Source organism: Sphingomonas mucosissima, assembly GCF_002197665.1.
GTDB lineage: Bacteria > Pseudomonadota > Alphaproteobacteria > Sphingomonadales > Sphingomonadaceae > Sphingomonas > Sphingomonas mucosissima.
The window spans coordinates 261,408-286,387 of sequence record NZ_NBBJ01000002.1; the positions used below are offsets into that span (position 1 = coordinate 261,408).

27 protein-coding genes are annotated in these 24,980 nt (G+C 65.5%); 23 read left to right on the top strand and 4 right to left on the bottom strand.

The features are described from left to right. The first annotated feature begins 2 nt into the window (after positions 1–2). The 5 genes from flhA to SPMU_RS08420 all read left to right on the top strand — a co-directional run bounded on the left by flhA (position 3) and on the right by SPMU_RS08420 (position 4,943). Positions 3–2,114, top strand: coding sequence for a flagellar biosynthesis protein FlhA (gene flhA / locus SPMU_RS08400; RefSeq protein ID WP_088333429.1), 2,112 nt, complete (start codon positions 3–5; stop codon positions 2,112–2,114). Beyond that, complete coding sequence (locus SPMU_RS08405; RefSeq protein WP_211275752.1) at positions 2,111–2,857, top strand: sigma-70 family RNA polymerase sigma factor; 747 nt, start codon at positions 2,111–2,113, stop codon at positions 2,855–2,857. The genes flhA and SPMU_RS08405 overlap by 4 nt, the downstream gene beginning before the upstream one ends. A 140-nt stretch (positions 2,858–2,997) precedes the next feature. Continuing rightward, the gene (gene gntA / locus SPMU_RS08410) at positions 2,998–3,705 is read left to right on the top strand and encodes a guanitoxin biosynthesis heme-dependent pre-guanitoxin N-hydroxylase GntA (protein WP_088333430.1); all 708 of its coding nucleotides are present in this window, start codon (positions 2,998–3,000) and stop codon (positions 3,703–3,705) included. Continuing rightward, the gene (locus SPMU_RS08415) at positions 3,698–4,309 is read left to right on the top strand and encodes a DUF1989 domain-containing protein (RefSeq protein ID WP_088333431.1); all 612 of its coding nucleotides are present in this window, start codon (positions 3,698–3,700) and stop codon (positions 4,307–4,309) included. Before gntA ends, SPMU_RS08415 begins: the two co-directional genes overlap by 8 nt. Before the next feature lie 121 nt (positions 4,310–4,430). Continuing rightward, the gene (locus SPMU_RS08420) at positions 4,431–4,943 is read left to right on the top strand and encodes a DUF4142 domain-containing protein (protein WP_245832919.1); all 513 of its coding nucleotides are present in this window, start codon (positions 4,431–4,433) and stop codon (positions 4,941–4,943) included. A 264-nt stretch (positions 4,944–5,207) separates the two neighbouring features. Here SPMU_RS08420 and SPMU_RS08425 read toward each other — a convergent pair whose 3' ends face one another. Together SPMU_RS08425 and SPMU_RS08430 are read right to left on the bottom strand one after the other, a co-directional pair. Next, positions 5,208–6,053, bottom strand: coding sequence for a flagellin N-terminal helical domain-containing protein (locus SPMU_RS08425; RefSeq protein WP_088333433.1), 846 nt, complete (start codon positions 6,051–6,053; stop codon positions 5,208–5,210). Between the two features lie 271 nt (positions 6,054–6,324). Next, complete coding sequence (locus SPMU_RS08430) at positions 6,325–7,197, bottom strand: flagellin N-terminal helical domain-containing protein (protein ID WP_088333434.1); 873 nt, start codon at positions 7,195–7,197, stop codon at positions 6,325–6,327. A gap of 273 nt (positions 7,198–7,470) precedes the next feature. On the opposite strand from SPMU_RS08430, the gene SPMU_RS08435 reads away from it, so the two are divergent. From SPMU_RS08435 to fliS, 18 genes are all read left to right on the top strand, one after another. Continuing rightward, the gene (locus SPMU_RS08435; RefSeq protein WP_088333435.1) at positions 7,471–8,751 is read left to right on the top strand and encodes a sigma-54 interaction domain-containing protein; all 1,281 of its coding nucleotides are present in this window, start codon (positions 7,471–7,473) and stop codon (positions 8,749–8,751) included. Beyond that, positions 8,748–9,110, top strand: a complete 363-nt coding sequence (fliE, locus tag SPMU_RS08440; RefSeq protein WP_088333436.1) for a flagellar hook-basal body complex protein FliE — start codon at positions 8,748–8,750, stop codon at positions 9,108–9,110. The genes SPMU_RS08435 and fliE overlap by 4 nt, the downstream gene beginning before the upstream one ends. Before the next feature lies 1 nt (position 9,111). After that, positions 9,112–10,797, top strand: a complete 1,686-nt coding sequence (gene fliF, locus SPMU_RS08445) for a flagellar basal-body MS-ring/collar protein FliF (protein ID WP_088333437.1) — start codon at positions 9,112–9,114, stop codon at positions 10,795–10,797. Next, positions 10,794–11,804 (top strand): flagellar motor switch protein FliG, encoded by a 1,011-nt coding sequence (gene fliG / locus SPMU_RS08450; RefSeq protein ID WP_088333438.1) that lies wholly within the window; start codon positions 10,794–10,796, stop codon positions 11,802–11,804. Before fliF ends, fliG begins: the two co-directional genes overlap by 4 nt. Further along, a complete protein-coding gene (locus tag SPMU_RS08455) occupies positions 11,797–12,531 on the top strand; it encodes a FliH/SctL family protein (RefSeq protein ID WP_088333439.1) in 735 nt (244 codons plus the stop codon). Before fliG ends, SPMU_RS08455 begins: the two co-directional genes overlap by 8 nt. Positions 12,532–12,587: 56 nt before the next feature. After that, positions 12,588–13,916: a FliI/YscN family ATPase gene (locus SPMU_RS08460; protein ID WP_088333440.1), complete on the top strand. Its 1,329-nt coding sequence runs from the start codon at positions 12,588–12,590 to the stop codon at positions 13,914–13,916. After that, positions 13,909–14,325, top strand: a complete 417-nt coding sequence (locus tag SPMU_RS08465) for a hypothetical protein (RefSeq protein ID WP_088333441.1) — start codon at positions 13,909–13,911, stop codon at positions 14,323–14,325. The genes SPMU_RS08460 and SPMU_RS08465 overlap by 8 nt, the downstream gene beginning before the upstream one ends. Next, positions 14,319–15,833 (top strand): flagellar hook-length control protein FliK, encoded by a 1,515-nt coding sequence (locus tag SPMU_RS08470; protein WP_140418430.1) that lies wholly within the window; start codon positions 14,319–14,321, stop codon positions 15,831–15,833. The genes SPMU_RS08465 and SPMU_RS08470 overlap by 7 nt, the downstream gene beginning before the upstream one ends. 20 nt (positions 15,834–15,853) lie before the next feature. Further along, positions 15,854–16,492, top strand: a complete 639-nt coding sequence (locus tag SPMU_RS08475) for a flagellar basal body-associated FliL family protein (protein ID WP_088333443.1) — start codon at positions 15,854–15,856, stop codon at positions 16,490–16,492. Positions 16,493–16,498: 6 nt separating this feature from the next. Next, on the top strand, positions 16,499–17,437 hold the full coding sequence (locus SPMU_RS08480; RefSeq protein WP_088333444.1) for a flagellar motor switch protein FliM: 939 nt from the start codon (positions 16,499–16,501) through the stop codon (positions 17,435–17,437). Beyond that, positions 17,434–17,724: a flagellar motor switch protein FliN gene (fliN, locus tag SPMU_RS08485; RefSeq protein WP_088333445.1), complete on the top strand. Its 291-nt coding sequence runs from the start codon at positions 17,434–17,436 to the stop codon at positions 17,722–17,724. The genes SPMU_RS08480 and fliN overlap by 4 nt, the downstream gene beginning before the upstream one ends. 38 nt (positions 17,725–17,762) lie before the next feature. Next, positions 17,763–18,002: a flagellar biosynthetic protein FliO gene (locus SPMU_RS08490; protein ID WP_425442151.1), complete on the top strand. Its 240-nt coding sequence runs from the start codon at positions 17,763–17,765 to the stop codon at positions 18,000–18,002. 29 nt (positions 18,003–18,031) lie between these two features. Further along, on the top strand, positions 18,032–18,871 hold the full coding sequence (gene fliP / locus SPMU_RS08495) for a flagellar type III secretion system pore protein FliP (protein WP_425442165.1): 840 nt from the start codon (positions 18,032–18,034) through the stop codon (positions 18,869–18,871). Positions 18,872–18,949: 78 nt separating this feature from the next. Beyond that, positions 18,950–19,222 (top strand): flagellar biosynthesis protein FliQ, encoded by a 273-nt coding sequence (gene fliQ / locus SPMU_RS08500; RefSeq protein WP_088333447.1) that lies wholly within the window; start codon positions 18,950–18,952, stop codon positions 19,220–19,222. Positions 19,223–19,285: 63 nt separating this feature from the next. Beyond that, entirely contained in the window at positions 19,286–20,059 is a 774-nt protein-coding gene (gene fliR / locus SPMU_RS08505; RefSeq protein ID WP_088333448.1) for a flagellar biosynthetic protein FliR, read from the top strand. After that, on the top strand, positions 20,052–21,185 hold the full coding sequence (locus SPMU_RS08510) for an EscU/YscU/HrcU family type III secretion system export apparatus switch protein (protein WP_088333449.1): 1,134 nt from the start codon (positions 20,052–20,054) through the stop codon (positions 21,183–21,185). The genes fliR and SPMU_RS08510 overlap by 8 nt, the downstream gene beginning before the upstream one ends. A gap of 81 nt (positions 21,186–21,266) precedes the next feature. After that, a complete protein-coding gene (fliD, locus tag SPMU_RS08515; RefSeq protein ID WP_088333450.1) occupies positions 21,267–22,769 on the top strand; it encodes a flagellar filament capping protein FliD in 1,503 nt (500 codons plus the stop codon). Next, the gene (gene fliS / locus SPMU_RS08520; RefSeq protein WP_088333451.1) at positions 22,769–23,167 is read left to right on the top strand and encodes a flagellar export chaperone FliS; all 399 of its coding nucleotides are present in this window, start codon (positions 22,769–22,771) and stop codon (positions 23,165–23,167) included. The genes fliD and fliS overlap by 1 nt, the downstream gene beginning before the upstream one ends. Before the next feature lie 47 nt (positions 23,168–23,214). Here fliS and SPMU_RS08525 read toward each other — a convergent pair whose 3' ends face one another. Together SPMU_RS08525 and SPMU_RS08530 are read right to left on the bottom strand one after the other, a co-directional pair. Beyond that, a complete protein-coding gene (locus SPMU_RS08525) occupies positions 23,215–24,165 on the bottom strand; it encodes a CorA family divalent cation transporter (protein WP_088333452.1) in 951 nt (316 codons plus the stop codon). Beyond that, positions 24,162–24,980: a precorrin-2 dehydrogenase/sirohydrochlorin ferrochelatase family protein gene (locus SPMU_RS08530; protein ID WP_088333676.1), complete on the bottom strand. Its 819-nt coding sequence runs from the start codon at positions 24,978–24,980 to the stop codon at positions 24,162–24,164. Before SPMU_RS08530 ends, SPMU_RS08525 begins: the two co-directional genes overlap by 4 nt.

Sequence of the window (24,980 nt, forward strand, 5' to 3'; positions counted from 1 at the left end):
ACATGAAGTTGCTCGCCAGTTCGCGCCAAGCGGCGCTGCCCGCCGCGATCCTGCTGCTCGTCCTCGTCATGGTGGTGCCGATCCCGGCAGCGCTGCTCGACGTGTTCTTTGTCGCCAATATCGCGATCAGTCTCGCGGTGCTGATGGTCGCCCTGAACGCGCAGAAGCCGCTCGATTTCTCGTCTTTCCCGACGGTTCTCCTCTTCACCACCCTGTTCCGCCTCGGCCTCAACGTCGCATCGACGCGGGTCGTGCTGGTCCATGGGCATGAGGGCGAGGCCGCGGCCGGCCATGTCATCGAGGCATTCGGCAGCTTCCTGATCGGCGGCGATTACATCGTCGGCATTTTCGTCTTCGCGATCCTGATGATCATCAACCTGATCGTAGTGACCAAGGGCGCGGGCCGCGTCTCCGAAGTGTCGGCGCGCTTCACGCTCGATGCGCTGCCCGGCAAGCAGATGGCGATCGACGCCGATCTGAACGCCGGCCTCATCACGCCGGACGAGGCGAAGAAGCGGCGCGTCGAAGTTTCCACCGAGGCCGATTTCTACGGCTCGATGGATGGTTCGTCCAAGTTCGTGAAGGGTGACGCGATCGCCGCGATCCTGATCCTGGCCGCGAACATCATCGGCGGGCTGATCCTGGGGCCGGTCAGCCACGGCATGACGATCGCCGATGCGGCCAAGGGTTATACGCTGCTGGCGATCGGTGACGCGCTGGTGGCGCAGTTGCCATCGCTGATGCTCTCGATCGCCGCTGCCGCGATCGTGACGCGCGTGTCCTCTGAGAAGGACCTCGCGGGACAGATCGGCAGCCAGTTCGGTAGCCCGCGCACCTGGACGCCGGTTGCCGGAATCCTCGGCCTGCTGGGCATTATGCCCGGCATGCCGCACCTCGTGCTGCTGCCCGCCGCGGGCATCGCGGGCTTTGCCGCGTGGAAGCTGCACCAGATTGCGCAGCGTCCTGCGCCGGTCGAGGAAGTCGCCGCGCCAGAGCCGATCGACCAGTCGCGCATCGGCTGGGAGGAAGTGACCGACGGCATGATGGTGAACCTCGACATCGGCTATGGCCTCGTGCCGCTCGTGGACGAGCGCAAGGGCGCGCCGCTTATGGGCCGGATCACCGGCGTCAGGCGGCAGCTGTCGAAGGAACTCGGCTTTGTCGTGCCGCAGGTGAAGGTGCGCGACGACATCAACCTTGCGCCTTACACCTATCGCTTGCTGGTGGGCGGCGTTGTCGTCGGCGAGGATCAGGTGTCGCCCGACGAGATGCTGGCGCTCGACACCGGCACCGGCTTTGGCGAGTTGCAGGGCAAGAAGGCGAAGGATCCTACCTTCGGTCTCGACGCCACGTGGATCGCGCCGGGTGATGCCGATGCCGCCACCGGCGCAGGCTATCTGGTGGTCGACTCCGGTACCGTGATCGCGACTCACCTGAACCACGCACTGGGCGCTAACGCGGCCGACCTGCTCGGCGCGGACGAAGTGCAGGCGCTGCTCGATGGGCTGAAGGAGCGCAATCCGCAGCTCGTCGCGTCGATCGTGCCGCAGCCGCTGTCGCTCACCACGCTCACCAGCGTGCTGAAGGCGCTGCTCAACGAAGGCATCACGCTGAAGGAATTCCGCCGCATCGCGTCCGCCATCGCGGTCGTCGCGCAGCGGACGCAGGATGCCGAGGAAATCGTCGAGCTGATCCGCCCGGAACTGGGGCCGCTGATCATCCAAAAACTGTGCGGCGTGCGAGAGCCGCTGCGCGTGATGACGCTGGAGGGTGGACTCGAAGGGCTGCTCGGCCAGGCGATGCGGTCCGATCCGTCACGCCGCCATGTCGTCGAGCCCGAACTCGGGCGCCGCATCGTCGATGCGCTGCAGCGCGCTGCCCAGCCGATGATTGCCGAGGCAAAGCCCTTTGCGCTCGTCGTGCAGCCCGCGATCCGCGTCGCGATCCGCAAGCTTGTCAAAACCTGTCTGCCGGACACCCCCGTCATGAGCTTCTTCGAAGTCCCCGAGGATAAGGCCGTCGAGGTCGTCGCCGTGATCGGCGCGAACGACGCCCACCCGGCACCCAACAGCCTTCTTGGTGCGGGCCAGCCGCAGATGGCGGTGGCGGCATGAGCGCGATGCCCCAGCAGGCGCAGTTCGAGCGCGTCACCCCGCTCACCTACACGCCGCGCAGCCGCGCGCGTGATGAAGGCGCGCTGGTGCGTGAGCACCTGCCGCTCGTCCGCCGACTGGCCTGGCATGTCCATGGCAGCGTCTCGACGGCGGTCGAGGTGGAGGATCTGGTGCAGACGGGACTGGTTGCGCTGGTCGAGGCCGCAGGGTCGTTCGAGGACCGCGGGCAAGTGACCTTCAGGCAGTATCTCACCACGCGGCTGCGCGGCGCGATGATCGACGAGCTGCGCCGCCATGCCGCAATGACGCGCGGCGCGATCAAGCGGCGGCGTGCCTATCAGGGCGCCATGAAAGCACTCACCAACGAACTGCGCCGTGCGCCCACGGAAAGCGAACTCGCCGCCACGCTGGACGTCAGCGTCCAGAAACTGCGATCGGATTACGCCACGGCGGAAGCGGTGCAGTTTGACTCGATCGACGAAGTCTATGCCGACGATCAGCCCTGGTTCGCGAGTGCCGAGCCTAGCGCGTTCGACCAATTGGCCGAAGGGCAAGTTCGTGATCGCCTGATCGCCGCCATCGCTTCGCTGCCCGAACGCGATCAGCTGGTGATCCAGCTTTACCACGTCGAGGAGCTGAACCTTGACGAGATCGGGGCTGTCTTGGGAGTAGGCGCGGCACGTGTTTGTCAGATCAAGAGCGCCGCTCATGCCAAGCTGAAGAAGGCGATGGCGCGGGTTTGAGCCAGCTCCGCTCGGCGGCAATGGAACGACGGCTCAAGGCGGAGAAATGCTCGCGTTTGCTTCTCTTAGCGACGACCACCTAATTCAGGTGAACGCAAAATTTGGGAACGTATCCCGCTGCCCATGCGTAGCACCGACCCATGCCTGCGCCTGTCACACCGTTGTTCCCCTGGCGCCATGAGGACCAGGACCGATTCGAGCGCCTGTTGCAGGAGCATGTCCAGGATCGGCTGTTCCCATGCGTCGGCGCCAAAGCCGCGCTTGCCAAGGGTACGCTGAGCGTTCTTGCCTGCAACCGTATCGATAGCGGGTGGGACGATCTGCGCATCCATGACGGACTGCTGCGTTTTGCCGCCGCTTACCGCGAGGAACCGGCGCTCTATCGAAGCTATGCCGTTGTCTTCAATGGCCCGACCGAGTTGGGCGAGGGTGAGTTCGAACGAGCGCTCTGGGCGCGCGTGCAATCCTTGTCCGACAAGGACGTCTGGCGCGGCCAGGAATATGACGCACGCGTCAGCCCTGATCCGGATGACGTCCACTTCTCCCTGAGCTTTGGTGGGGAGGCGTTCTTCGTCGTTGGCCTGCATCCCAACGCCAGCCGCCCGGCGCGCCGCTTTGCCAAGCCTACTCTGGTCTTCAACCTGCACGACCAGTTCGAACGGCTGCGCGCCGACGGACTGTATGAAAGCATGCGCGAGAAGATCCTGGTGCGCGATGAAGCGCTTGCCGGATCGCGCAATCCCATGCTGTCGCGCCACGGCGAAACCAGTGAGGCGCGGCAGTATAGCGGCCGTATCGTGGAGGATGGCTGGAGTTGCCCCTTTCACTATCAAGGCCAGAATGACTGAACCGACCCGTATTCCCGAGCGCAGCGGGACGGCATTCCTGTTGCCGGCCGGCGCGCTGCTCGAAGTGATCGATCCCAAGGGCGTTCAGGTCGCCGATCTGCTCGCCTTTAACGCGGATGACGTGGGAGAGGCGATCTCCTCCGGGCGGACCTTCGACTATGCCGAGACAATCTATCTCACCACCGGCCACCTTCTGTATTCCAACAGGTCCCGGCCGATGCTGGAGATCGTTGCGGATGATGTCGGACGGCACGATTTCCTGCTGACCCCGTGTAGCGCGGATACCTTTCGGCATTTCTATCCCGACCAGCCGGTGCATCGCGGCTGCTTCGGCAATCTCGCCGCTGCCCTCGCGCCGCACGGGATCACCGAGGACATGATCCCGAGCGCGTTCAACTGCTTCATGAACGTGCCGGTCGACGGCGAAACAGGAAAGCTGCGGGTGCTGCCGCCGATCAGCAAGGCCGGGGACAAGATCGTGTTCCGCGCGGCGATGGATCTAATCATCGGCCTGACGGCGTGCTCGGCGTTTGATTCCAACGGCGGCAGCTTCAAGCCGATAGACTATCGGATAGTCTCTTCCGAAAACGTGGAAAGCAACTGATTTAGATCATGTTTCCACGCGCACGCGGAACTTGGCTGCGTTCACTATGTTCGACAAGCATCGCCAGTCGCACAGGAAGTCTTCCCGTGTCGGTGGCGCGTGATCCGAATGGAGGAAACACGTGAAAGCATTGTCGAGTTTTGCCGTCGCTGCGACGGTCCTTATCGCCAGCCCAGTTATGGCGCAGACGATGGCCAGCCCAGCCATGGCGCAGGCGGTGGCGCCCCGGGACTATGTTGCAAAGGCCGGTGCCAGTGATCTGTATGAGCGCACGTCGAGCAAGCTCGTTCTGGAAACCACCAGGGATGCCAAGGTTCGTCAGTTCGCGCAGATGATGATCAAGGATCACACCAAGAGCACCAACGACGTGAAGACTGCCGCCAAGCAGTCGAGCGTGACGCCGCCGCCGCCGATGCTCGAGCCGGATCAGTCGCAGATGGTTGCGGAACTGCGCAAAACGCGCGGCGTGGCACGTGATCAAGCCTATATCGCGCAGCAGAAGGTTGCGCACCAGAAGGCGCTCGCGCTTCATCAGGGTTATGCCCAGGCCGGCACCGCCGCACCGCTGAAGGCGGTCGCCGCACAGACGGCTCCCGTGGTGCAGCATCACCTGGAAATGCTGAACGGCATGTAATGCCATGGTCCCGGCCGTCGGTAGCGGCCGGGGCTTCAGTATTGCGGTGCCCTGCTGAAGCGGGACGTCAGTCAAACGCAACAGGTTTGACGTGACCCATGCTCAGGGGCTCAGCATATGTCGCTGGCCAGCCAGCATCCGGGCCGATCGCGGCCGCGGTTTGCCTAGCCAATGCAAAAAACCCCGGCAGCCCTGCGGTGCCGGGGTTTTTCTATGTCGGCTCCGACCCACTGAACGGGGGCGGGGCCGGAGCCGCAGCGGCGTTTAGCCGAGCAGCTTCAGCACGCCCTGCTGCGACTGGTTCGCCTGGCTCAGCATCGCGGTGGATGCCTGGCTCAGAATCTGCGCCTTGGCGAGATTGGTCGATTCGGCCGAGAAGTCCGCATCCTCGATCCGGCTGCGCGCGTCGGACAGGTTGGTGGCATTGCTGGTCAGGTTGTTGACCGCGCTTTCCAGCCGGTTCTGTACTGCACCCAGATTTGCACGGGTCGAAGACACCTTCGCGATCGCCTTGTCGAACTTGTCGAGATCGGCGGCGGCAAAGGTAGTGGCCGTCACGTCCACTGCCGATGCCGTCGCACCCGCCACACCCGTGATGTCGGTGTCGGTGGTCAGGGTGTCGAACTTGAGGTCGATGCTGTCCGCCGCGGCGGCGCCCGCCTGGATCTTCACCGTTCCCGTGGTGCCGGCGGTGCCGTTGAACAGCTTCTGCCCATTGAAGGTGGTGTTGGCGAGAACGTTGGTGATCTGCGTCGAGAGCTGGTCCATCTCAGCCTTGACGCTCTTCTTGTCGTCGGCCGAGTAGGTGCCATTCAGCGCCTGCACGCCCAATTCGCGCATGCGCTGCAGCATGTTACCCACTTCGCCCAGTGCGCCTTCCGCGGTCTGCGCCATCGAGATGCCGTCGTTGGCGTTGCGGATGCCCTGGTTCATGCCCTTGATCTGCGCGGTCATCGAGCTGCTGATGGCGAGGCCAGCGGCATCGTCCTTGGCCGAATTGATGCGCTTGCCGCTGGACAGCCGCTCCATGGCGGTCGACAGGGCATCCTGTGCCTTGGTCGAGGCGTTGCTTGCGCGCAGCGACGAAATGTTGCTTCCGATAACGGTCACTGATCTTCTCCATTGTCCGGCATCTTCCACCGCCCCCGAGGCGAAGGCCTAGACACCGCAATGTGAAACGACCGGATCGGTCGAAGCTTTAGCCGAAAGATTGCGTGAGTTTCGATGGTGCAAAACTTCGTCCCATGCGGTGCTGAGTAAGCCGCAGGGCACATGAAAAAACCCGGCGATCGTGAGATCGCCGGGTCCTTGTTGCCTTCGCGCGAGCGCGGTTTTCTGGAGCCGAGACCCAAAAGGGGGGCGGCACCGGCTCCGGAACGGCTTAGCCGAGAAGGCGCATCACGCCCTGCTGCGACTGATTGGCCTGGCTCAGCATCGCGGTGGATGCCTGGCTCAGGATCTGCGCCTTGGCGAGATTGGTCGATTCGGCCGAGAAGTCCGCGTCTTCGATCCGGCTGCGCGCATCGGACAGGTTGGTGGCGTTGCTGGTGAGGTTGTTCACCGCGCTCTCCAGCCGGTTCTGCACGGCGCCGAGGCCCGCGCGCACGCTCGCGACCTGCTTCAATGCATCATCGAAGTTCGCGATCGTCGGGACGACCGGGGTTGCCGCCGCGGAGTCACCGGCCATGCCGTTCGCCGTCGCGCCGAGATCGACGACAACCGACAGGGCATTGGCCGCGGCGTTGTTGTCGAGATCGTCGATGCTGATCGAGATCGTGTCGCCGGAATTGGCCCCCGCCTGGATCGACACCGTCTTGGCGGTGCCTGCCGTGGTGCCGCCAGTGAACAGCGCCGTGCCGTTGAACTGGGTGTTCTTGATCACCGAGCGGATCTGGTCTGCCAGTGCGTTCTGCTCGGAATAGATGCTCTTCTTGTCGTCTGCCGAATAGGTGCCGTTCTCCGACTGCACCGTCAGCTCGCGCATGCGCTGCAGCATGTTGCTGACTTCATCGAGCGCGCCTTCTGCCGTTTGCGCCAGGCTGATGCCGTCGTTGGCGTTGCGCACGCCTTGGTTCATGCCCTTGATCTGGGCAGTCATCGAGCTGCTGATGGCGAGGCCGGCAGCGTCGTCCTTGGCCGAATTGATGCGCTTGCCGGTCGAAAGGCGCTCCATCGCGGTCGACAGTGCCTTGCTGGCGCTGGTCGAAGCGTTGGCAGCGCGCAACGCCGAGGTATTCGAGGCGATAACGGTCATTTCGAGTCTCCGAGTGATTCGACGGAAACCGCAGCCCCCCTTGCGGGCGTCGATCCGTCGCCACCTCAAACGACCGGCGAGCGGCAACATTTAGCCGCATTTTGCCGGCGACCGGCAAGCCGTTGCCTGCTTGCTACCGCGGGCACCCCAGACCTTCGCTGATGATGTTGCGCTGCGGCATCGCCCCGGCAGAATTCGGCCGGCAGCTTGCCGGTTAAACAGGCCGTTAACCATTCAACCAATATGGCCCTAGTCAACTAAGGGGGTCTACGCATGCGGTCGATTATTCCATCCAATATGGTTGCTGATGGCCATGTGGCGCTGGTTTCGTCCTTGCGCGCTCAGGGGTTCACGATGACGACCCCGGCCGGCCGGGCCCCAGCCGACGCGGCTTGGCTGGTCACCGAAGGCGAGGCGTCGCCGGTGCCCGCGCGTACCGTGGTGCTCGCCCGCGGGGAGCGCCGCGTGATCCCGTTTCGTGATGGCGCGCCTGCGCGGCTCACCTTTGATCACGCTGACGCAGTGGTCGGTAACGCTTTCGTCCGCGCGCTGGCCGGCGGCCCAGATCTGCCGACGGCAGCCGATCCCGAGAGCCTTGCGCTGTTCGCACTGGCGGAGCGCGTGGCGGAGGCGGACATCACTGTCCTGATCAACGGGCCGACCGGCACCGGCAAGGAAGTGCTCGCCCGCGCGATCCACCGCAACTCGGCGCGCCACGATGGCCCGTTCATCGCAATCAATTGCGCCGCGCTGCCGGAAACCATGTTGGAAGCCATGCTGTTCGGCCATGTGAAGGGCAGCTTTACCGGGGCTTCGTCCGGCGGCGACGGCTTCTTCCGGGCAGCCAATGGGGGCACGATCGTGCTCGATGAAGTGGCCGAAATGCCGCTGCCGCTGCAGGCCAAGCTGCTGCGCGTTCTGCAGGAGCGGGAGGTTGTGCCGATCGGCGCGACCCATCCGATCCCGATCGACGTGCGCGTGGTGGCCTGCGCCAATCGCGATCTTCAGGAAGAGGTTGCTGCCGGCCGCTTCCGGTCCGACCTTTATTACCGCCTGTCGGTCTTTCCGCTGACCACCCGTGCGCTGGCCGACCGCGCGCAGGACGTGCCCGCGCTCGCCGCCACGATGATCCTGCGCCATGCCGGCAGTCGCGCGGTGGTGCCCTGGCCATCGCATGAGGCGATCGCGAAACTCACCAGCCACGATTGGCCGGGCAATGTGCGCGAGCTCGAAAACGTGATTCAGCGCGCGCTCCTGTTCTGCGCCGGTGACACGATCGAGGCCGATCATATCCTGTTCGATCGCGCCTCGGCGCCGCGCCCCGCGGTCTATGCCAACGACCCGGCAGCGGCCGGATCGAGCACGCTCGGCGCCGTTGTCCAGCTTTCAGAATTTTCCGCCATTCGCGAGACGCTGAGGGCCTGCGGTGGAAATCGTATCGAGACCGCGCGTCGTCTCGGCATTTCGGAACGAACCTTGCGTTACCGTCTCGCGAAGGCGCGCGAGCAGGGCGAAGAGATCGCCGCGCCGCATGATCGGAGACTGACGGCATGAGCGGTGTTGGGGGTGTAGGCGGGATCGACCGGGTGATGGCGCTTCGTGCCCAGATCCTGGAACGTAACGCTGCGCTGAGCCGGGCGAACGCCACGGCTGCGGCGGCGCAGACTGCTCCAGCCTCGGGCGCGCAGCAGGCAAGCAGCTTCGCCACCACGATGGAGACCGCCATCCAGGCGGTGAACGCCCAATCGCAAAAGGCCTCCGCGCTGTCCGAAGCCTACGAACGCGGCGAAACGGTGGACATCGCAAAGGTGATGCTCGCCCGCCAGGAAGCCTCGGTCGGCTTCGAGGCGACGCTGCAAGTCCGCAACAAGATCCTGTCCGCGTACAAGGACATCATGAGCATGCCGGTCTGATATGGCAAACGCACTCGCTCCCTCGAACCCGGTGATCCCGGAACGCTTCGCTAACCCATTGCGGCAGATCCAGGGCGCCTTCGCGCAGCCCGCGGTTCGCCGTGCCGGCCCGATGGCGCTGATGGTCAGCCTGATCGGCGCCTCGGCGCTCGCTTGGTCGGCGTTGTCCACGCCGCCGCAGAAGATGCTCTACTCGGGTCTTCCGGATGCCGACAAGGCTGCCGTCACCCAGGCGCTGTCCGCTGCCAGCATCGACAGCAACATCGACGAAGCAACCGATGCGGTCACCGTGAACGAGGAGGATTATTCCCGCGCGCGCCTGCTGCTCGCGGGGCAAGGCCTGCCGAAGGCGGCGCCGGGCGGCTACGCGATCCTCGACCAGCTGCCGATGGGCGTCAGCCGCGCGGTAGAAGGCGAGCGGCTGCGCCAGGCGCGCGAGACCGAGCTTGCCCGTTCGATCCAGGAGATTGACGTCGTCACCGAGGCGCGCGTGCACTTGGCGATGCCGGAATCGAGCGTGTTCGTGCGCGACAATGCGCAGCCTTCCGCCTCCGTGGTGGTGAAGCTGCAGGGCGGCCGCGCGCTCAGCGAGGCGCAGGTCCAGTCGATCATCAACCTCGTCGCCTCATCGGTGCCCGGCATGAAGCCGGAGGCGGTGACGATCGTCGATCAGATGGGCGGCCTCCTTTCCAAGCCCGGCGGTGCCGGCCAGAGCGGCACCGAACAGCGCATCGCGCTCCAGCGGCAGGTGGAGGAAAAGTACCGCACGCAGTTGATCCAGCTGCTGACGCCGCTGGTGGGCGCCGGCAACTTCACTGCCGAGGTGCAGGCCGACGTCAACATGGACGAGACGCAGGCCACGCGTGAAAGCTACGACAAGGAAGGCGCGCTGCGCGCCGAGACGGGCCAATGGACCGGCACCCAGGCGCAGGAGGGGCAAGCGCCCGGCGGCATCCCCGGTGCGCTGAGCAACACGCCGCCGCCTGCCGCGTCGCTTCAGCAGCCGCAGGCGGCGACCGGCGCCAATGGCCAGCCGGTTGCGGGTGGCCCGGCGCCGAACCCGAGCAAACAGTCCGACCAATTCGCTCGCTCCTACGATCTCGGCCGCGAAGTTTCGGTCACCCGCGCTGCACCTGGCGGGGTGAAGCGGCTGTCGGTGGCCGTGCTGCTGCGCGAACCGGACAAGGGCAAGCGCCCCGCCATGGAGATCCACCAGATCACGCAGCTGGTTCGCTCGGCGGTCGGCTATGATCAGGCGCGCAACGATCAGGTGACGGTGATCAGCCGCAAGTTTGCGGGCGAGGCGGATGCGGCAAGCGATGGTCCGGCCTGGTACGACAATAGCTGGCTGCCGGTGATCGCGCGCAACGTTACCGCGATCGTGATCGCGCTGCTGGTGCTGCTGCTGGGCGTCCGTCCGCTCGCCAAGGCGCTGATGAAGAAAAAGGAAGAAGCCGAAACGCCCGGCCGCACCGCGCTGGGCCTTTCCGCGGACAGCAGTGGCGAAGGCGACGAGGGCAGCGCTGCTCTCGGGACGATCGCCGTCGCCCCGCCGGTCACGCTCGACGAGATCGAGGCGAGCCGCAATTATGACGAGCGGATCGGCAAGGTCCGCGGCTTCACGCGCGACAATCCCGCGCGCGCCGCCCTTGCCGTGCGCGACATGATGAAGGCGACCGCGCAATGAGCGAGGTCGCATTGCGCACCTTCAGCGGCACGGAACGCGCCGCAGTGCTGATGATGCTGGTCGGCGAGGAAGAGGCGGCCGCCATCCTCCAGAAGCTCGAGCCTGACGAGGTGCGCGAGCTTGGCCGCGCGATGTACACCGTCGCCGATGTCAGCGAGGCGGACGTGGAGGGCGTGCTCGACGATTTCGTCGGCCGCGCGCGCGAGCGGACCGGCATCACCTTTGATCCCAAGCCCAAGGTGGAGGCGGTGATGCACCGCGCCTTGGGCCAGGAAAAGGCCGAGAGCGTGCTTGCCCGCATCACCCCGCCCGAGGCGGCGTGCGAGATCGAACTGCTAGACTGGCTCGACGCGACCGACATCGCGGCGATGATCGAGAAGGAGCATCCGCAGGTCGCCGCGCTGCTGATCGCCAATCTCGACCCATCGGTGGGTGCACAGGTGCTCGAACTGCTGCCCGATGCCGCGCAGCCCGAGATCCTGCATCGTATCGCTAAGCTTGGCCCAATCACCCCCGAAGCGGTCGAGACGCTGAAGACGATGATCGCTGGCCGCGCATCGAGCGCGGCACAAGGCACGCAGGTGAAGCTCGGCGGCACGCGCGAAGCGGCGAAGATCCTTCAGGGCGCGCGCAAGGCGACGGAGCAGCGCGTGATGCCCAAGCTGTTCAAGCTGGACAAGGAAACGGCGCGGGCGATCGAGGAGGCGATGTTCGTCTTCGACAATCTGCTCGACATGGACGACAAGAACTTGGGCACGCTGATCCGCAACATCGACAGCGACATTCTCACCCGCGCGCTCAAGGGCGTCGACGAGGGCGCGCGCAATCGCTTCCTCGGCTGCATGTCCGCCCGCGCGGCGGACGGCATCCGCGACGAGATGGAGGCCCGCGGCCCCATGCGCCTGTCCGAAGTGCTCGATGCGCAAAAGGCGATCATCGCCATTGCCCGCACGCTCGCCAAAGACGGCACGATCATGATGGGCGGGGGCGAGGACGATTATGTCTGAGGCAACGGCAAAGATGTTCGTCGCCGGTTTTGCGCCGCGCCAAGACGATGCCGCGGTGCGGCTTCAGCGCGTGTTCGCGGATCGGCCGGCCGGCTTCGCGCCGGGCGATCTGATCGCGCGCATTGAGGAAGCATTCTGCGCCTCGTCTCAGCCGCATGGCGCGCCGGGGCACCAGCCGGAACCATCGCCCGAGCCGCCCACCATCGATCCCGTTGCCGCGGCGATGGCAGCGACGCCGCCGGTCGATCCGCTCGTGGAGGCGCATCAGGCCGGCTATGATGCCGGCTACGCCGCCGCGCGTGCGGAATATGAGGCGGGCCGGGCGCGGGATCGCGCGCTGATCGAGGGGATCGCGGCGGCGCTCAAGTGCGACGAGCGGATCGATCGCGAGCGCATGGCGCGGCAGCTGCGCCAGACGGTGCTCCATCTCGTCAGCGGCCTGATCGGGCAGACCGGCATCGCCGGTGATCTCCTCGCAGGCCGCGTGGAGGCCGCCGCCGAGTTGCTCGCCGATCAGTCGGAAAGCGCGATACTGCGCCTGAACCCGGCGGACGTCGGCCTGCTCGAGGGCCGGCTGCCGGACACGATCTTCGCGGTAGGCGACGCCAATCTGGCGCGCGGCAGCTTCGTGCTCGAAGCAGCCTCCACCATTGTCGAGGACGGCCCGGACCTCTGGCTCGAACAGCTCACCAGTGCACTCGACAAGGTTGCCGTTCCCGCCCTTTGACCATCGCCGCATCGGTCGGGATCGCGCCCGCCAGTGCCGGCTTTCCAGGATCGTAGATGCTGAACCGCTTCACCGCCGATTATCTTGAATCGTTGGGCAACGCCGATTTCCGTCCGGCGCCAAAGGTGGCGGGGCGCCTGGCTTCGTATGACGGGCTGCTGATGGAGGCGGTCGGCCTGACGCTTCCGGTCGGCACCGTGTGCCGGATCGGCGATGCGCGCGTCGGCGTGGAAGCGGAAGTGATTGGCTTCCGTAATGGCCGCACGCTGCTCATGAACCTGGGCGGCCCGGCAGCGCTCCTGCCGCAGATGCCCGTCCGCCCGACCGGCGCGCCCGGCGAGGCGGAGGTGGGCGAGGCGCTGCTCGGCCGCGTGGTCGACGGCGCGGGCAACCCGATCGACGGGCTTGGCCCGATCCGCGGCGCGGGTCGCTGGCCGCTCGCCGGCAAGCTGCAATCGCCGCTCGACCGCGGCCGCGTGTTGGAGCCGCTCGATGTCGGCGTGCGCGCGATCAATGGGCTTCTCACCATCGGGAAGGGCCAGCGCGTCGGCATCATGGCGGGCTCGGGCGTTGGCAAGTCGGTGCTGCTCGGCATGATGGTGCGCGCGGCCAAGGCTGACGTGATCGTCATCGGCCTGATCGGCGAACGCAGCCGAGAAGTGGCCGACTTCCTTGAAACCAAGGTCGCAGGCGAGGCACGCCAGCGCTCGGTCGTCGTCGCCGTTCCGGCCAATCACTCGCCAGTGCTTCGTATCCGCGGCGCGCTGCGCGCAACCGCGATTGCCGAGGCATTTCGTGATGAGGGCAAGAATGTCCTTCTGATCATGGATTCGCTCACCCGCGTGGCACATGCGGGGCGCGAGATCGGGCTGGCGCTGGGCGAGCCGGCCTCCGCGCGCGGCTATCCGCCCTCAGCCATTGCCATGCTGCCAAACCTTATCGAGCGTGCCGGCACCGATGTGAACACCGGCGGCGCGATCACCGCGATCTACACCGTGCTGGCCGATGGCGACGACGGCAATGATCCGGTGGTGGACTCGGCGCGCTCGATCCTCGACGGCCATATCGTGTTGAGCCGCGCACTTGCCGAGCACGCCGTCTATCCCGCCATTGACGTATCCAAGTCAGTCAGCCGCGTGATGACCGACATTGCCGCCAAGCCGCACATCCAGGCCGCCCGCGTCCTGCGTCGTCACCTTGCGACCTACGAGGAAAATCGCGACCTGGTGCTGATGGGTGCTTACCGCGCCGGTGCCGATCCGGCGATCGATGCCGCCATCGCCTACCACCCGGCGGTGATGGAATTCATTCGCCAGGATGCCGACGCCAGCGTCTCGCTCGACGATGCCGTCACGGAGCTGACGGGCGTGTTCGGTGATGGATAACAAGAAGCTTCAGCGTCTGCATCGCGTCCGCACGCTTCAGCTTGGCATGGCGCAGGCGGCCGAAAGCCGCGCGCAGGAGCAGGTTGCCAGCGAAAACGCCTTGTCGCAGCGGATCGCGCAGCTCGCCTCCGCCGTTGCGCCGGGGCAGGGGGCGGGCGCCGCCGTCTCCTTTGCCGCGATGGCGCATTATCGCGAGAAGCTGCACCGTAACGCAGAGGTAGTCGAGAATCGCGTGCGCACTGCCGCACGCGAGGCAGATCGCGCTGCAGAGGCTACCCGTTCGGCGAAACGGGATCAGACCGCGGTCGAGAAGCTGATCGCCCGCGGCGAGGCCGAGGCCGCGCTCCGCGCGATCCGCGCACTGCAAGATGCGCCGCCCACGCGAAAGGTTCGGCACGATCCTTGCTGATTGGATCGTCGGATCAACCCGTCGAGACACCAATCGCTGCCATGCTGTCCATTCCCCATCTTCTTGTCAGCGCGCCGTCCCCTGAAGTCGTGGGTGCCGTGCCCGCTGCCGCTTCTCCAGGCGTGGACTTCGCCGCGTTGCTGCTGGCCGGTGTCGCGCCGATCATGCCGCGGCAACGGGACGGCGAAGGCGGCAACAACTTGCCGGCAGCTTTCGGCAAGGATGAAGAGCGTGCCGATCCCGCGGCAACTAACGTCTGGATCGCGCCGCCAACGTGGCTGGTCCCCTGCCCGCCGCCGGCGCCGGTCAACGCAGGAGATGCTCCGCTCGAGCCTGCCGCTGCCATGACGGGATCCATTCCGCAGGGCTCGCTACTGCCTGGGCAGCTTCCCGCTGGACTTCCGGAGCCGCTGGCTGGCGACGAAACGCTGGCCGCAACCGACGCGGCGGCGTCGCCCGCGCGAGCAGAAGCCGCCGCACCGCCCGCGCCAGCCACGCCGATTGTGCCCACTGTGAAAGAGCGGGGCGCGTCGTCCCTTCCACTGCAAGATGACGTCGAGCGCGTAACCCTTGATCCCGCCCCGAGCCTCCCGCTCAAGCGCCAGGCGAGCACTCCGACGGCGACGCCTGTGCAGCCTGGTTCGGTGCCGAACATCGTCGGAGTGAGCCCCTCGCCAGCGAGCCTGGCCGCCGCAACTCCTGCCGCGGCCCTGCCCCCGCAACAAACATCGCCGAACCTTCCGCAACAGCAATTAGCGGAGGCGCCAGGGCATGAGGGAACATCAGCCCCATCGAAGCCGGACGCTCAGAAGGAACGCGGCGTCCACACCCAAGGCAACCGGTTCGAGGCGTCAGCCCCGTCGGAGGGCAGCGCTGATCGGCCGCCGATACCAGCCGGCGTGCAGCGCGGGGCCGCTCCGCCTCAACTTGCTCCGCCAGCGCACATGGGGCCGGTCGCACCCGCCGCGCAGATGTTCGCTGCCGCCATCCATCGCGCGGCACGTGACGAGCGACGGGCGGAAACTCCGGCGGGTCTGATCCCAGGCATCGCACCGGCCACGGATCTGGCGCCGCATGCCGTCGCGGCTGTCGAGAACAGCCGCCATGCCGCGCTCGACATGGCGCGGGAGGCATGGCCCACCAGGATGATTGAGCGGATCGAGATGATCCGCGACGCCATGGATGCGGTTGATACCAGCATTCGCCTCGTTCCCGACAAGCTCGGCACCATTGACGTGTCGTTGCGGCGCGATGGCGACGCGGTCGCGGTTCACTTCCATGCACAACAGGCCGAAACACGCCAGCTACTGGCCGAGGCCCAGCCCAAACTGGCCGAACTTGCCGAGGCCAAGGGCCTGAAGCTGTCTGCGCAGGCCGGCAGTGACCCGGGGCCGCAGCATCAACAACATCAACAGCGTGCGCCAACCTCGGCGCCGTTTCCCACGAGCCGGCAGAGCCGCGTCGCTTCGCATGACGACGCCTCCACTGCCGACGAACGAATCGCATGAATGGCGAAAGGCGCTGAGCAGTGAGTGAAAAGACCAAGGACGCGGCCGAATCGCCGCCGAAGAAGAAGGGCAAGCTGGGCAAGATCCTGGTGATCGCCGTTGGTGGAATCGTGTTGATCGGCGGCGGCGTTGGTGCCGGCCTCTACGCTGCCGGCTCCGGCATCATCGGCGGCGCGAGCGCGCATGCGGCGGATGAAAGCAAGCCGAAGCTTGTGCCCAAGAGCGAGCAGAAGCGCGCCGAAGCAGAAAGCGGATCGGGCGGCGGCCATGGCGGAGAGAGCGCGGGCAGCGAGGCCGGCCACGAGGGCAAACCGACGCCGGAGGGCAGCGGGGGTGATCGCTATGCATCCAATTATTTCGCGCTGGAAAAGGAGTTTACGGCCAATCTCCAGGATTCGATTCACTTTATCCAGGTCGGGATCGCCGTCTCGACGCCGTATGACGATACGGTCATCCAGAACATGAAGACCAACGATATCGCGATCCGCTCGGCGATCCTGATGGCGCTTGGCGACACCACCGAAGATCAGGTTTTCTCCTCCCAGGGGAAGGCCGCGCTGGCAAAGCGGCTGACCGTCGCGATCAACAAGACGCTGGAACAGAAAGAGGGATTTGGCGGCGTTAGTAACGTCTACTTTACCAATTTTGTTGTTCAGTGACCTGGCATGGTTAACGCCAAGTCAGATCCCCCTCGCGAACGGCGAGAGCGCGCCCGTCCGCAGACCGTCCCGACAGGCGGCCTGGGGAAGGCGAAGCTCAATCCGTTCGGCGACCTGCACACGCTGCAGCACCTCTCGGCGCGCTTGGCGCGGGGGCTGCGGGGTGTGTTCGAGCCGCTGCTGCGCGAAGAGGTGCGGGCTTGGGCCGAACCGCTGGCGGTGCAGCGCTTCGCCGATTATCGCGCCGAGCGCCCGGACAAACTGACCGCCTGGCTGCCGCTCGGCATGGACGATCGCACGGCGCTGCTGGTTCTCGACGGTAAGTTCGTGCTTGAGTTGCTTGACCTTTTCTTCGGCGGCACCGGCGCGGCACCTGCGGACATGCCCGCGGAATTCTCGCCGGCGGCCGAGGCGATGGTCGCGCGTCTCGGGCAAATGATTGCCGTACCGCTTACGGCCGCGTGGGAGCCTCTCGCGCGCGTGAGCTTCACGGTCGGAAGATGCGAAGGCAACGCATCCATGCTGGCGAACCTCGACGGTGACGACGCACTGATCGTCACACGATTTGGCATTGCACCTGGCAGTGCCAAGCCATCGTTTATCGACCTTGTCTATCCGGTGTCTGCACTGAAACCGCACGGCACGGCGCTGACGGGCAAGGTGGTGGCGAAGGCCGCGGCGGAGGACGCATTGTGGCAAACGGCGCTCACCCGCGCGGCGATGAACATCCGCTTTCCCGTCCGCTCGGTGCTTGCCGAGCCGACGATGCGCCTGTCGAAGCTGATGGCGCTTCAGCCCGGTGACGTGATTCCGATCAGCTTTGGCCAGGACGTGCCGGTGATGGTCGGCAACGATCGCCTCGGCACCGGCACCGTCGGCACCTCGAACGGGCATGCCGCCATTAAACTGACATCGCTCGCTTCTCTCGAAGGATTGACCCAATGAACGACATGAGCGGCGGCTTCCCGGCCGATGGCGCGCTCGCCGCCAATTTCCGCCTGCTGCAGGACGTTGACGTCAAGCTGACGGTGGAAATCGGCTCGACCCAGCTGACGCTGCGGGAGCTTTTGGCGCTGGGTGAATCGAGTGTGATCGAGCTCGATCGCCAGGCTAACGAGCTGCTCGACGTGTTCGTCAACGGCACCCTGATCGGCCGCGGCGAGGTGGTGACCGTGGGCGACCGTTTCGGCGTGCGGATGACCGAGCTCGTCAATCCCGACAAGCGCGGCTGATCCACGCCATGATGTGGTCGTATATTCTGAAGCTTATCGTGCTGCTGCCGCTCGTCTGCGGCCTGATGATCGGCTGCCTCTATCTTTGGCGGCGGCTGGAAACCCGCATGCCGGGCCGCGCCGACACGCGCCTCATCAACGTCAAGGAAACGATGATGATCTCGCCGGGTCTCAAGCTCGCGGTGGTCGAGTTCGAGGGCAAGCGGCTGCTGGTCTCGGTCGGGCGGGGCGGCGTGACGCTGGTTGAACGCGCCGAGGCGCCGAGGACCTTCTCGTGAGCGTTACCCGTGTCGGCACCGGCCCAGCCTTGTTCCGCGACGGCGCGCGAACCCGTTCAGCCAGCTTCCCCTGGGGCAAGGTGCTGCTGATCGCCTTTGCCTTTGTCGTCGCGATGCTGGTGGCGATGCCGGCTTTCGCGCAGAGCGCGCCTGTGCCGCCCGCGCCCACAGCGCCCGGTGCCGGCGACGCGGTCGATCGGGCGCTCGGCCAGCTTGGTGGCGGGCCTGATGGCTCCGGCTCGATGTCGCTGTCGCTGCAAGTGCTCATCATCATGGGCCTGCTCAGCATCCTGCCGGGCATCCTGCTGATGATGACCAGCTTCACCAGGATCATCATCGTGCTGTCGATCCTGCGCCAGGCGCTGGGCCTGCAACAGACGCCGCCCAACCAGGTGCTGATCGGGCTCAGCCTGTTCCTGTCGTTCTTTGTGATGGCGCCCGTCATCAGCCAGATCAACACAACCGCGATCCAGCCCTATGCCGCCGGCCAGATGGGCGGCACGGACCTGATCAAGACCGCTGGCGCGCCGCTGCACGCCTTCATGGCCAAGCAGACGCGGGTGAAGGATGTGACGATGTTCGCCGAGATGGCGAAGTCCGGGCCGTATGCTACCCCCAACGATATTCCGTTCTCGGTGCTGCTACCCGCCTTTGTCACGAGCGAGCTCAAGACCGCGTTCCAGATCGGCTTCCTGATCTTTCTGCCCTTCTTGGTGATCGATTTGGTGGTGGCGACGGTGCTGATGGCGCTCGGCATGGCGATGCTCAGCCCGACGATCATCTCGCTGCCGTTCAAGCTCCTGCTGTTCGTGCTGGTCGATGGATGGGCGCTGACCATGGGAAGCCTCGCCAACAGTTTCGCGACCTAGCCCGGGCGACCGCTGAGGCGCGCCTTCGATGACGCGCCGACCCCCGAACTGCCGTGCACGTGAGAAGCTGGATCCAAGATGGTAGACGCAGATTACTTCCTGACCGTCGCGAACCAGACGCTCTGGGTGCTTGCGCTTGCCGCTGCGCCCATCCTGATCCCGGCGCTCGTCTCCGGCCTTATTCTCGGCATGATCCAGGCTGCGACCTCGATACAGGAGCAGACGCTGAGCTTCGTACCGAAGCTGATCGTCGTGGGCCTGTCGCTGGTGATTTTCGGCGCGATGATCCTGGGGCTGATCAGCGATTTCACCGTCTCGATCTTTGAACGCATTCCCGATCTGGTGCGCTAAGCAGGTGCACCTTCCCGTTGATCCTCTCGCCCGGGCGACCGCAGCCGGCAGAGCGCGGCCGCCATGCTAGGCCTCGGCCTCTCGATCGAGCCCCAGCTATGGGCGCTGATCTTTGTCATGGTGCGCGTCGGTGCGGCCTTTGTTGCGGCGCCCGTTTTCGGCAACGTCTCCGTGCCGTTGCAGGTGCGCGTCGTGCTTGCCGGCGCGGTCGGCGTGCTGGTGCTTGGCATGCATGACGTAACGCCGCCGCCACAGGTTTTCGCGCTCGCGACCTTCCTGGCGATCGCGGCGGAGGCTTTGGTGGGTCTGGCGCTGGGTTTCATCCTCCAGATCGCCTTTGCTGCCCCGTTGATCGCCGGCGAAGTCATCGGCGGTTCCATGGGCATCGGCTTCGCCAACATGATCGATCCCAACTCGGGGCGTTCATCGCCCGCGATCGGCCAATTACTCTCGATCCTGCTGACGCTCCTATTCCTGTCGATCGACGGCCACCTCGTCCTCGTCGATACCGTAGCGCGCAGCTACACTGCGCTGCCGCCGGGCGCGGCTTGGCTCGCGCCGGGTCAGTTGCAGGACATCGCCCTGTTTGGCGGCTACGCCTTCTTCGCCGGTCTGCTCCTCGCGCTCCCGGTCGGCTTTCTTTTACTCTGCCTTAATCTGGTAGTCGGCATGATTTCACGGTCGGCACCGGCGCTGAACCTGTTCTCGATCGGTCTGCCGGCCAGCCTTGCCGTCGGCGTGATCGCGATGGCGGCGGCGTTCCCGGCGATGGGGGATTACATGCTGGTCGTCGTGCGCGAGGGCCTGGAAGCGGCACGGAGCCTGGTACTTGGCTGACGAGTTCGGCGAAAAGACAGAAGCCCCGACACCCAAGCGTCTGAAGGACGCGCGGAAGAAGGGTGACGTCCTCAAGTCACGCGAGTTCGCGACCGCGCTCGTTGCGCTCGCAGGCGTGGCGTGGCTCGTCTTCTTTGGTCCGTCGCTGGTCGCCGCGTGCAAGGCGGTGATGGCCGAAAGCTTCCAGTTCACGCGCGGCGATGTGGAGGATTTTCAGCCGTTTCGTCCGCTGGCTGCCGCAGGGTGGAAGCTATTACCAGCGTTCGGCACCCTGTTCGCGATCGTGATGGCGGCCGGGGTGGCAAGCCAGGCGGCACTTGGCTCGCTCCAGTTCAATGCCGGGCTGATGGCGCCCAAGGGCAATCGCATCAATCCCGCATCCGGGCTGAAACGCATCTTCGGCATGAACGGCTGGATCGAACTCGGCAAATCGCTTCTGAAGGTCGCGCTGCTTGGCTCGATCGGCGGCTGGCTGCTGATGAGCTCGGCGCGCACCACGCTCGGCCTCGCCCGCTCAAACCTCGGTGCGGCAATGGACGCGTTGGGGGGGACGCTCACGACGCTGATGATCGTCATGTCGTTGGGCTTGGTCGCCATCGCTTTGATCGACGTGCCGCTCCAGATGTTTCAGCGCATGAAGAAGTTGCTCATGTCCAAGCAGGAGCAGAAGGACGAGCACAAGGAGAGCGAGGGCAATCCTGAGGTGAAGGCGCAGATCCGATCGCGCCAGCACGCCATGCTGTCTCGCTCCACCCGCCGCGCGGTCGCGGAGGCGCATGTGGTGCTGACCAATCCGACGCATTTCGCGGTGGCGCTGCGCTATGATCGTGGCCGCGATCAGGTACCGGTAGTCGTGGCCAAGGGGCGCGGGGCGACGGCGCTGGCGATCCGCGAGATTGCCGGCGACATGGCGGTGCCAATCCTGGAATATCCGATGCTTGCGCGCGCCATCTACTACACCAGCCGTGAGAATCAGGAAGTGCGCGACGATCTCTACATGGCGATCGCGACGGTGCTGGCCTTCGTCTTCGGCCTCAATGAGCGCATGGGCGGCACGGGGCCGCTGCCCGCAATCGATGTGCCGGCCAGCGCGCGCTTCGACGAGCACGGGGCGGCACTGCCTTAGTCGATGCGCGGCTGCCAAGCGCGGCCGGCCGATGACGGTAACGCTAAAGTCGTGGCGTCTTCGGCCGTTTGATACCTTGTCATGACAAGCGTTCCGAGCACACCGGTGGCCAGTGCGACCACCACCAGCGTCACCAAGTCGGCAGCGAGCGTGTTGCTCACCTCGCTGAACACCGGCTCGGGGGTCGACACGGACGCACTGGTGACCGGCCTCGTGCAGGCGCAATTTTCATCGAAGACGGCGGCCCTCACGGCGCGGTCCGAGAAGCTCACGGCGCAGCTCTCCGGCGTTTCCACGCTGAAGAGCGCGATTACCGATTTCGCCGCGGCGCTCGACTCGCTGGTGAAAGGCGGAACGCTCCAGTCGCAGCCTGTCAGCAGCAACAATTCCGTGCTGACCGCGACGGCGATATCGGGCGCGAAGCTGACCGGCCTGACCGCCAGCATTCGGGTGGACCGGCTTGCCACGGCACAGACCGCGGTGTCGAACGCCAGCGTGGCATCGAAAAGCGAGGTGATCGGCTCCGGCACGTTCACCTTAAAGCTTGGTACCGGCACCTATGACGCGAGTGGCGGGCTGACCGGTGTCACTGGCCCGGACGCCGATGGGGATGGTATCGAAGACACGATCGCCATCGACATCACTAATGGTTCTCTCACGAGCATCGCCGCAGCGATCAACGCCAAAAGGGCCGGTGTCACCGCGTCCGTCGTGACCGACACGGACGGGCGCGCGTTTTTGTCGCTGAGGGGCGAGACGGGGGCGGCAAAGGCCTTCACGCTTGAGGCGAGCAACGATCCGTCCGGTAACCTCGCCGAGTTCAACGTCGGCCCGAACGGGCCCGGCATGAACGTGACCGGGAAGGCCGGCAATGCCGTCATCTCCGTTGATGGCATCACGGTGGAGCGGGCAAGCAACAGCGTCAGCGACCTTGTAGAGGGAGTGAAGCTCGACCTGGTGGGCGTTTCTTCCTCGGCCGTGGCACTCTCCACATCGGTGCCGACGGCGGCGCTGAGCAATGCGGTGGAAGACTTCGTCTTCACCTACAATCTGCTCCTGACCGAATTGCAGAAGCAGACCGATCCGATCACTGGCGACCTGCGCGCCGATACAGGCGCGCAGAACATGATGCGAAGCCTGAAGGGGCTGACGATGCGGGACCTGCTGCCGGGTGCGCCGGCCGGCGCACCGCGCACGCTGGCGCAGCTGGGGGTCCTAACGAACCGCGACGGCACGCTCTCGGTCAACAATGGTACGCTGACGAAGGCGATGGCCGACTATCCCGCCGCGCTTGAGGCGATGTTCTCGAACGCCTCGGACGGATCGGGCGTCTTGGCAGCGATGAACTCGATCAAGCTCAACGCCACGAGCACGCTTTACGGGCTTGGCGCTTCCACGACGCGGTACAATCAGGCGAAAAGCGATCTTGTGGGCCAGCAGGACAAGCTGACCGAGCAGAAGGACAAGATGACCACCCGGCTGACGCAGCAATTCGCGTCGATGAACGCCCGCGTTGCCGCTTATAAATCGACCCAGACCTTCATGGAAAATCAGATCAAGGCGTGGACGAACGGTAACAACTGATGGGGTATGCGTCCGTCCTGTCGCGCGATCCTGCGCAGACGTATCGGCAGGTTGACCTTGCAGGCCGGACCGCCAACGCGGACGGCCCCGCATTGGTGCAACTGCTGTACGAAGAGCTGTGCCATGCCCTGCGGGTGGCCGCCTGGGCGGCGGAGAACAAGAAATTCGCGGTCAAAAGCGAGCGGGTCACCCGTGCGACCGCCATTCTCTTTGCGCTCGAAGCCAATCTCGACTTCGAAAAGGGCGGCGAGGTCTCCACCACTTTGGCGCGCGTTTATGCAGGCGCGCGCAAGCAAGTGATCGAGGCAAGCCTGGGCCATGACGGTGCGCAATTCCGCCAGGTGGCCGATACGCTCGCCGAGATCGCAGAAGCCTGGAGAATGGCGCGCGCAGCCTGATCAATGGCGGCCGCGTAGCGAAGCTCCCCACTGCCCTTGTCGTCAGGCTAGCGCAGCCAGTGCCGCGCCATGAACCAGCCGGTTACCGCGACCGCAATGACGACGCAGAGCCCTACGATGGCGTCAAATGCCCAAGGCTTTTGCGCGAGCCACAAGCCCTCGACGTTCATGCCATACAGGCCGGTGATGAACGTGAGGGGCAGGAATACCATTGCGGCGATCGAGATGACCAGTCCGCGTTGATCGAGTTGCTCCGCACGCAGGTCGGTGAGTGTCTCATGGATCAGGCTCGCGCGCTCGCGGATCGCCTCGACTTCTTCGGCCATGCGCGCGGCGCGATCAGCAGCGGCTGCTAGATGCGCCCGGTCATCCGGTCCGAGCCAATCGCCAGGTAGCGACGCGAGCTTCTCCAGCGCCGCGCGTTGCGGGTTGAGAAACCGCCGGTAATTGATCGCCTCGACGCGGACCTTGGTCACACTTCGGCGAAGCGCAAAGGCGCGCGCGGCGTCGAGCTGTTGTTCGCAATCGTCGAGCTCATCACCCAGGTCTGCGACCACGGGATCGAGATCCTCGGTGATGGCGCTGGCGAAGGCAGTGATGATGTCGCCCGGATCGTGGATTTCGCCCGCCTTGACCTCCTTCTCCACGGCATCGGTCGCCAGCAGGTGTTTGCGCGTGACGGAGATGATGCGGCCCTTCTCGGCCCAGATGCGAACAGAAGCCAGCACGTCCGAGGGATCGAGCTTCTCTTCGGTTCGGCCTCGAAGATTGACAAAGGCGCCCTCGTCGAACGCGTCGCAGCGCGGCCGCGTCTCCTGAGCGGTCAATTGGTCAACGATGTAATCCGGCAGTCCTGCTTCGCTTTCCAGCCAGCTTTGCGCCTGCTCGGCCGTGGTGGTGAGGTGAACCCACACCATCGCGCCATCGGTGGACACGGCATCGTTGACGGCCGTGCTTTCCGCGACCCCGTCCCCGATACGATACGCGAAACCGTTCAAGCCATCCTCACGTGGATCGTCAGTCCGGGAAGGTCGACCGGGACCGTGTCGCAGACGGCGCGATCGGCGTCAGCGCGCGCACGGTTCAGGATGGCGGTCGGCACGTCAGGGCTGTGACACACGCGATCGGCGTTCGCGAGCAAGCGCGCTTGCCGAAGGGTGAGATCGTCGGGATCGTCGGAGTGGAGTGTCATTTCAACGACGCTACGATCCAACGGCCCGTCGTGTTCCGGAGGTGTGCCGAGCGTGCTTTCAGGCTGCAGCGGGTCGTAGACCGCGCCTGGGGCGAGCGCGGCGGCGATGGCGCGTCGACGATTGGCGGAATCGGGATAGCGCGTTCGCCATGCCCCGCGGGCGGCAAACAGGGCGTCGGCGAGGCGGCCGAGGCTTGTCGGCAGAAGGGTTTCAAGGCGTTGGCGGAGTGCGGCGGCGAGGCCGGCGGATGCGCCGCCGGTGCCGACCGCTACGATAACCGGGTCACGATCGATGATCGCCGGCAAGGTGAAGTCGCACAGGTCCGGCCGATCTACGGCGTTCACCAGCACGCGAGCGGCCTTTAACCGGGCGACTGCGGCCTCATCGTCCACCACGATGGCCAGCAACGGCGGGAGCGGAGATTCGGTGCCGGAGGACCCGTCGCCCTGCGCCTCGTTCGCGGATGATCCTGCCGCCTCCGGCCACGCGGAGCCGTCTTCCCGCACGACAACGGCACCGGCGCGTTCCAGCAGGCGGCGCTTTGCGTCCGCGGCTTCACCGTCGCCGACCAGGATCACGCGGCGCCCCCGAAGCCGCACGAAGATCGGCAGGCTGTGCAG

What these genes read in the sequence shown, in the direction of transcription:
- SPMU_RS08465 (WP_088333441.1), top strand. Translation starts at nt 13,909, where the DNA reads ATGGATAACAAGAAGCTTCAGCGTCTGCATCGCGTCCGCACGCTTCAG.
- fliN (WP_088333445.1), top strand. Translation starts at nt 17,434, where the DNA reads ATGAACGACATGAGCGGCGGCTTCCCGGCCGATGGCGCGCTCGCCGCC.
- SPMU_RS08460 (WP_088333440.1), top strand. Translation starts at nt 12,588, where the DNA reads ATGCTGAACCGCTTCACCGCCGATTATCTTGAATCGTTGGGCAACGCC.
- SPMU_RS08480 (WP_088333444.1), top strand. Translation starts at nt 16,499, where the DNA reads ATGGTTAACGCCAAGTCAGATCCCCCTCGCGAACGGCGAGAGCGCGCC.
- fliD (WP_088333450.1), top strand. Translation starts at nt 21,267, where the DNA reads ATGACAAGCGTTCCGAGCACACCGGTGGCCAGTGCGACCACCACCAGC.
- fliG (WP_088333438.1), top strand. Translation starts at nt 10,794, where the DNA reads ATGAGCGAGGTCGCATTGCGCACCTTCAGCGGCACGGAACGCGCCGCA.
- flhA (WP_088333429.1), top strand. Translation starts at nt 3, where the DNA reads ATGAAGTTGCTCGCCAGTTCGCGCCAAGCGGCGCTGCCCGCCGCGATC.
- fliR (WP_088333448.1), top strand. Translation starts at nt 19,286, where the DNA reads ATGCTAGGCCTCGGCCTCTCGATCGAGCCCCAGCTATGGGCGCTGATC.
- SPMU_RS08435 (WP_088333435.1), top strand. Translation starts at nt 7,471, where the DNA reads ATGCGGTCGATTATTCCATCCAATATGGTTGCTGATGGCCATGTGGCG.
- fliQ (WP_088333447.1), top strand. Translation starts at nt 18,950, where the DNA reads ATGGTAGACGCAGATTACTTCCTGACCGTCGCGAACCAGACGCTCTGG.
- fliS (WP_088333451.1), top strand. Translation starts at nt 22,769, where the DNA reads ATGGGGTATGCGTCCGTCCTGTCGCGCGATCCTGCGCAGACGTATCGG.
- fliE (WP_088333436.1), top strand. Translation starts at nt 8,748, where the DNA reads ATGAGCGGTGTTGGGGGTGTAGGCGGGATCGACCGGGTGATGGCGCTT.
- SPMU_RS08430 (WP_088333434.1), bottom strand. Translation starts at nt 7,197, where the DNA reads ATGACCGTTATCGCCTCGAATACCTCGGCGTTGCGCGCTGCCAACGCT.
- SPMU_RS08405 (WP_211275752.1), top strand. Translation starts at nt 2,111, where the DNA reads ATGAGCGCGATGCCCCAGCAGGCGCAGTTCGAGCGCGTCACCCCGCTC.
- SPMU_RS08415 (WP_088333431.1), top strand. Translation starts at nt 3,698, where the DNA reads ATGACTGAACCGACCCGTATTCCCGAGCGCAGCGGGACGGCATTCCTG.
- SPMU_RS08455 (WP_088333439.1), top strand. Translation starts at nt 11,797, where the DNA reads ATGTCTGAGGCAACGGCAAAGATGTTCGTCGCCGGTTTTGCGCCGCGC.
- gntA (WP_088333430.1), top strand. Translation starts at nt 2,998, where the DNA reads ATGCCTGCGCCTGTCACACCGTTGTTCCCCTGGCGCCATGAGGACCAG.
- fliF (WP_088333437.1), top strand. Translation starts at nt 9,112, where the DNA reads ATGGCAAACGCACTCGCTCCCTCGAACCCGGTGATCCCGGAACGCTTC.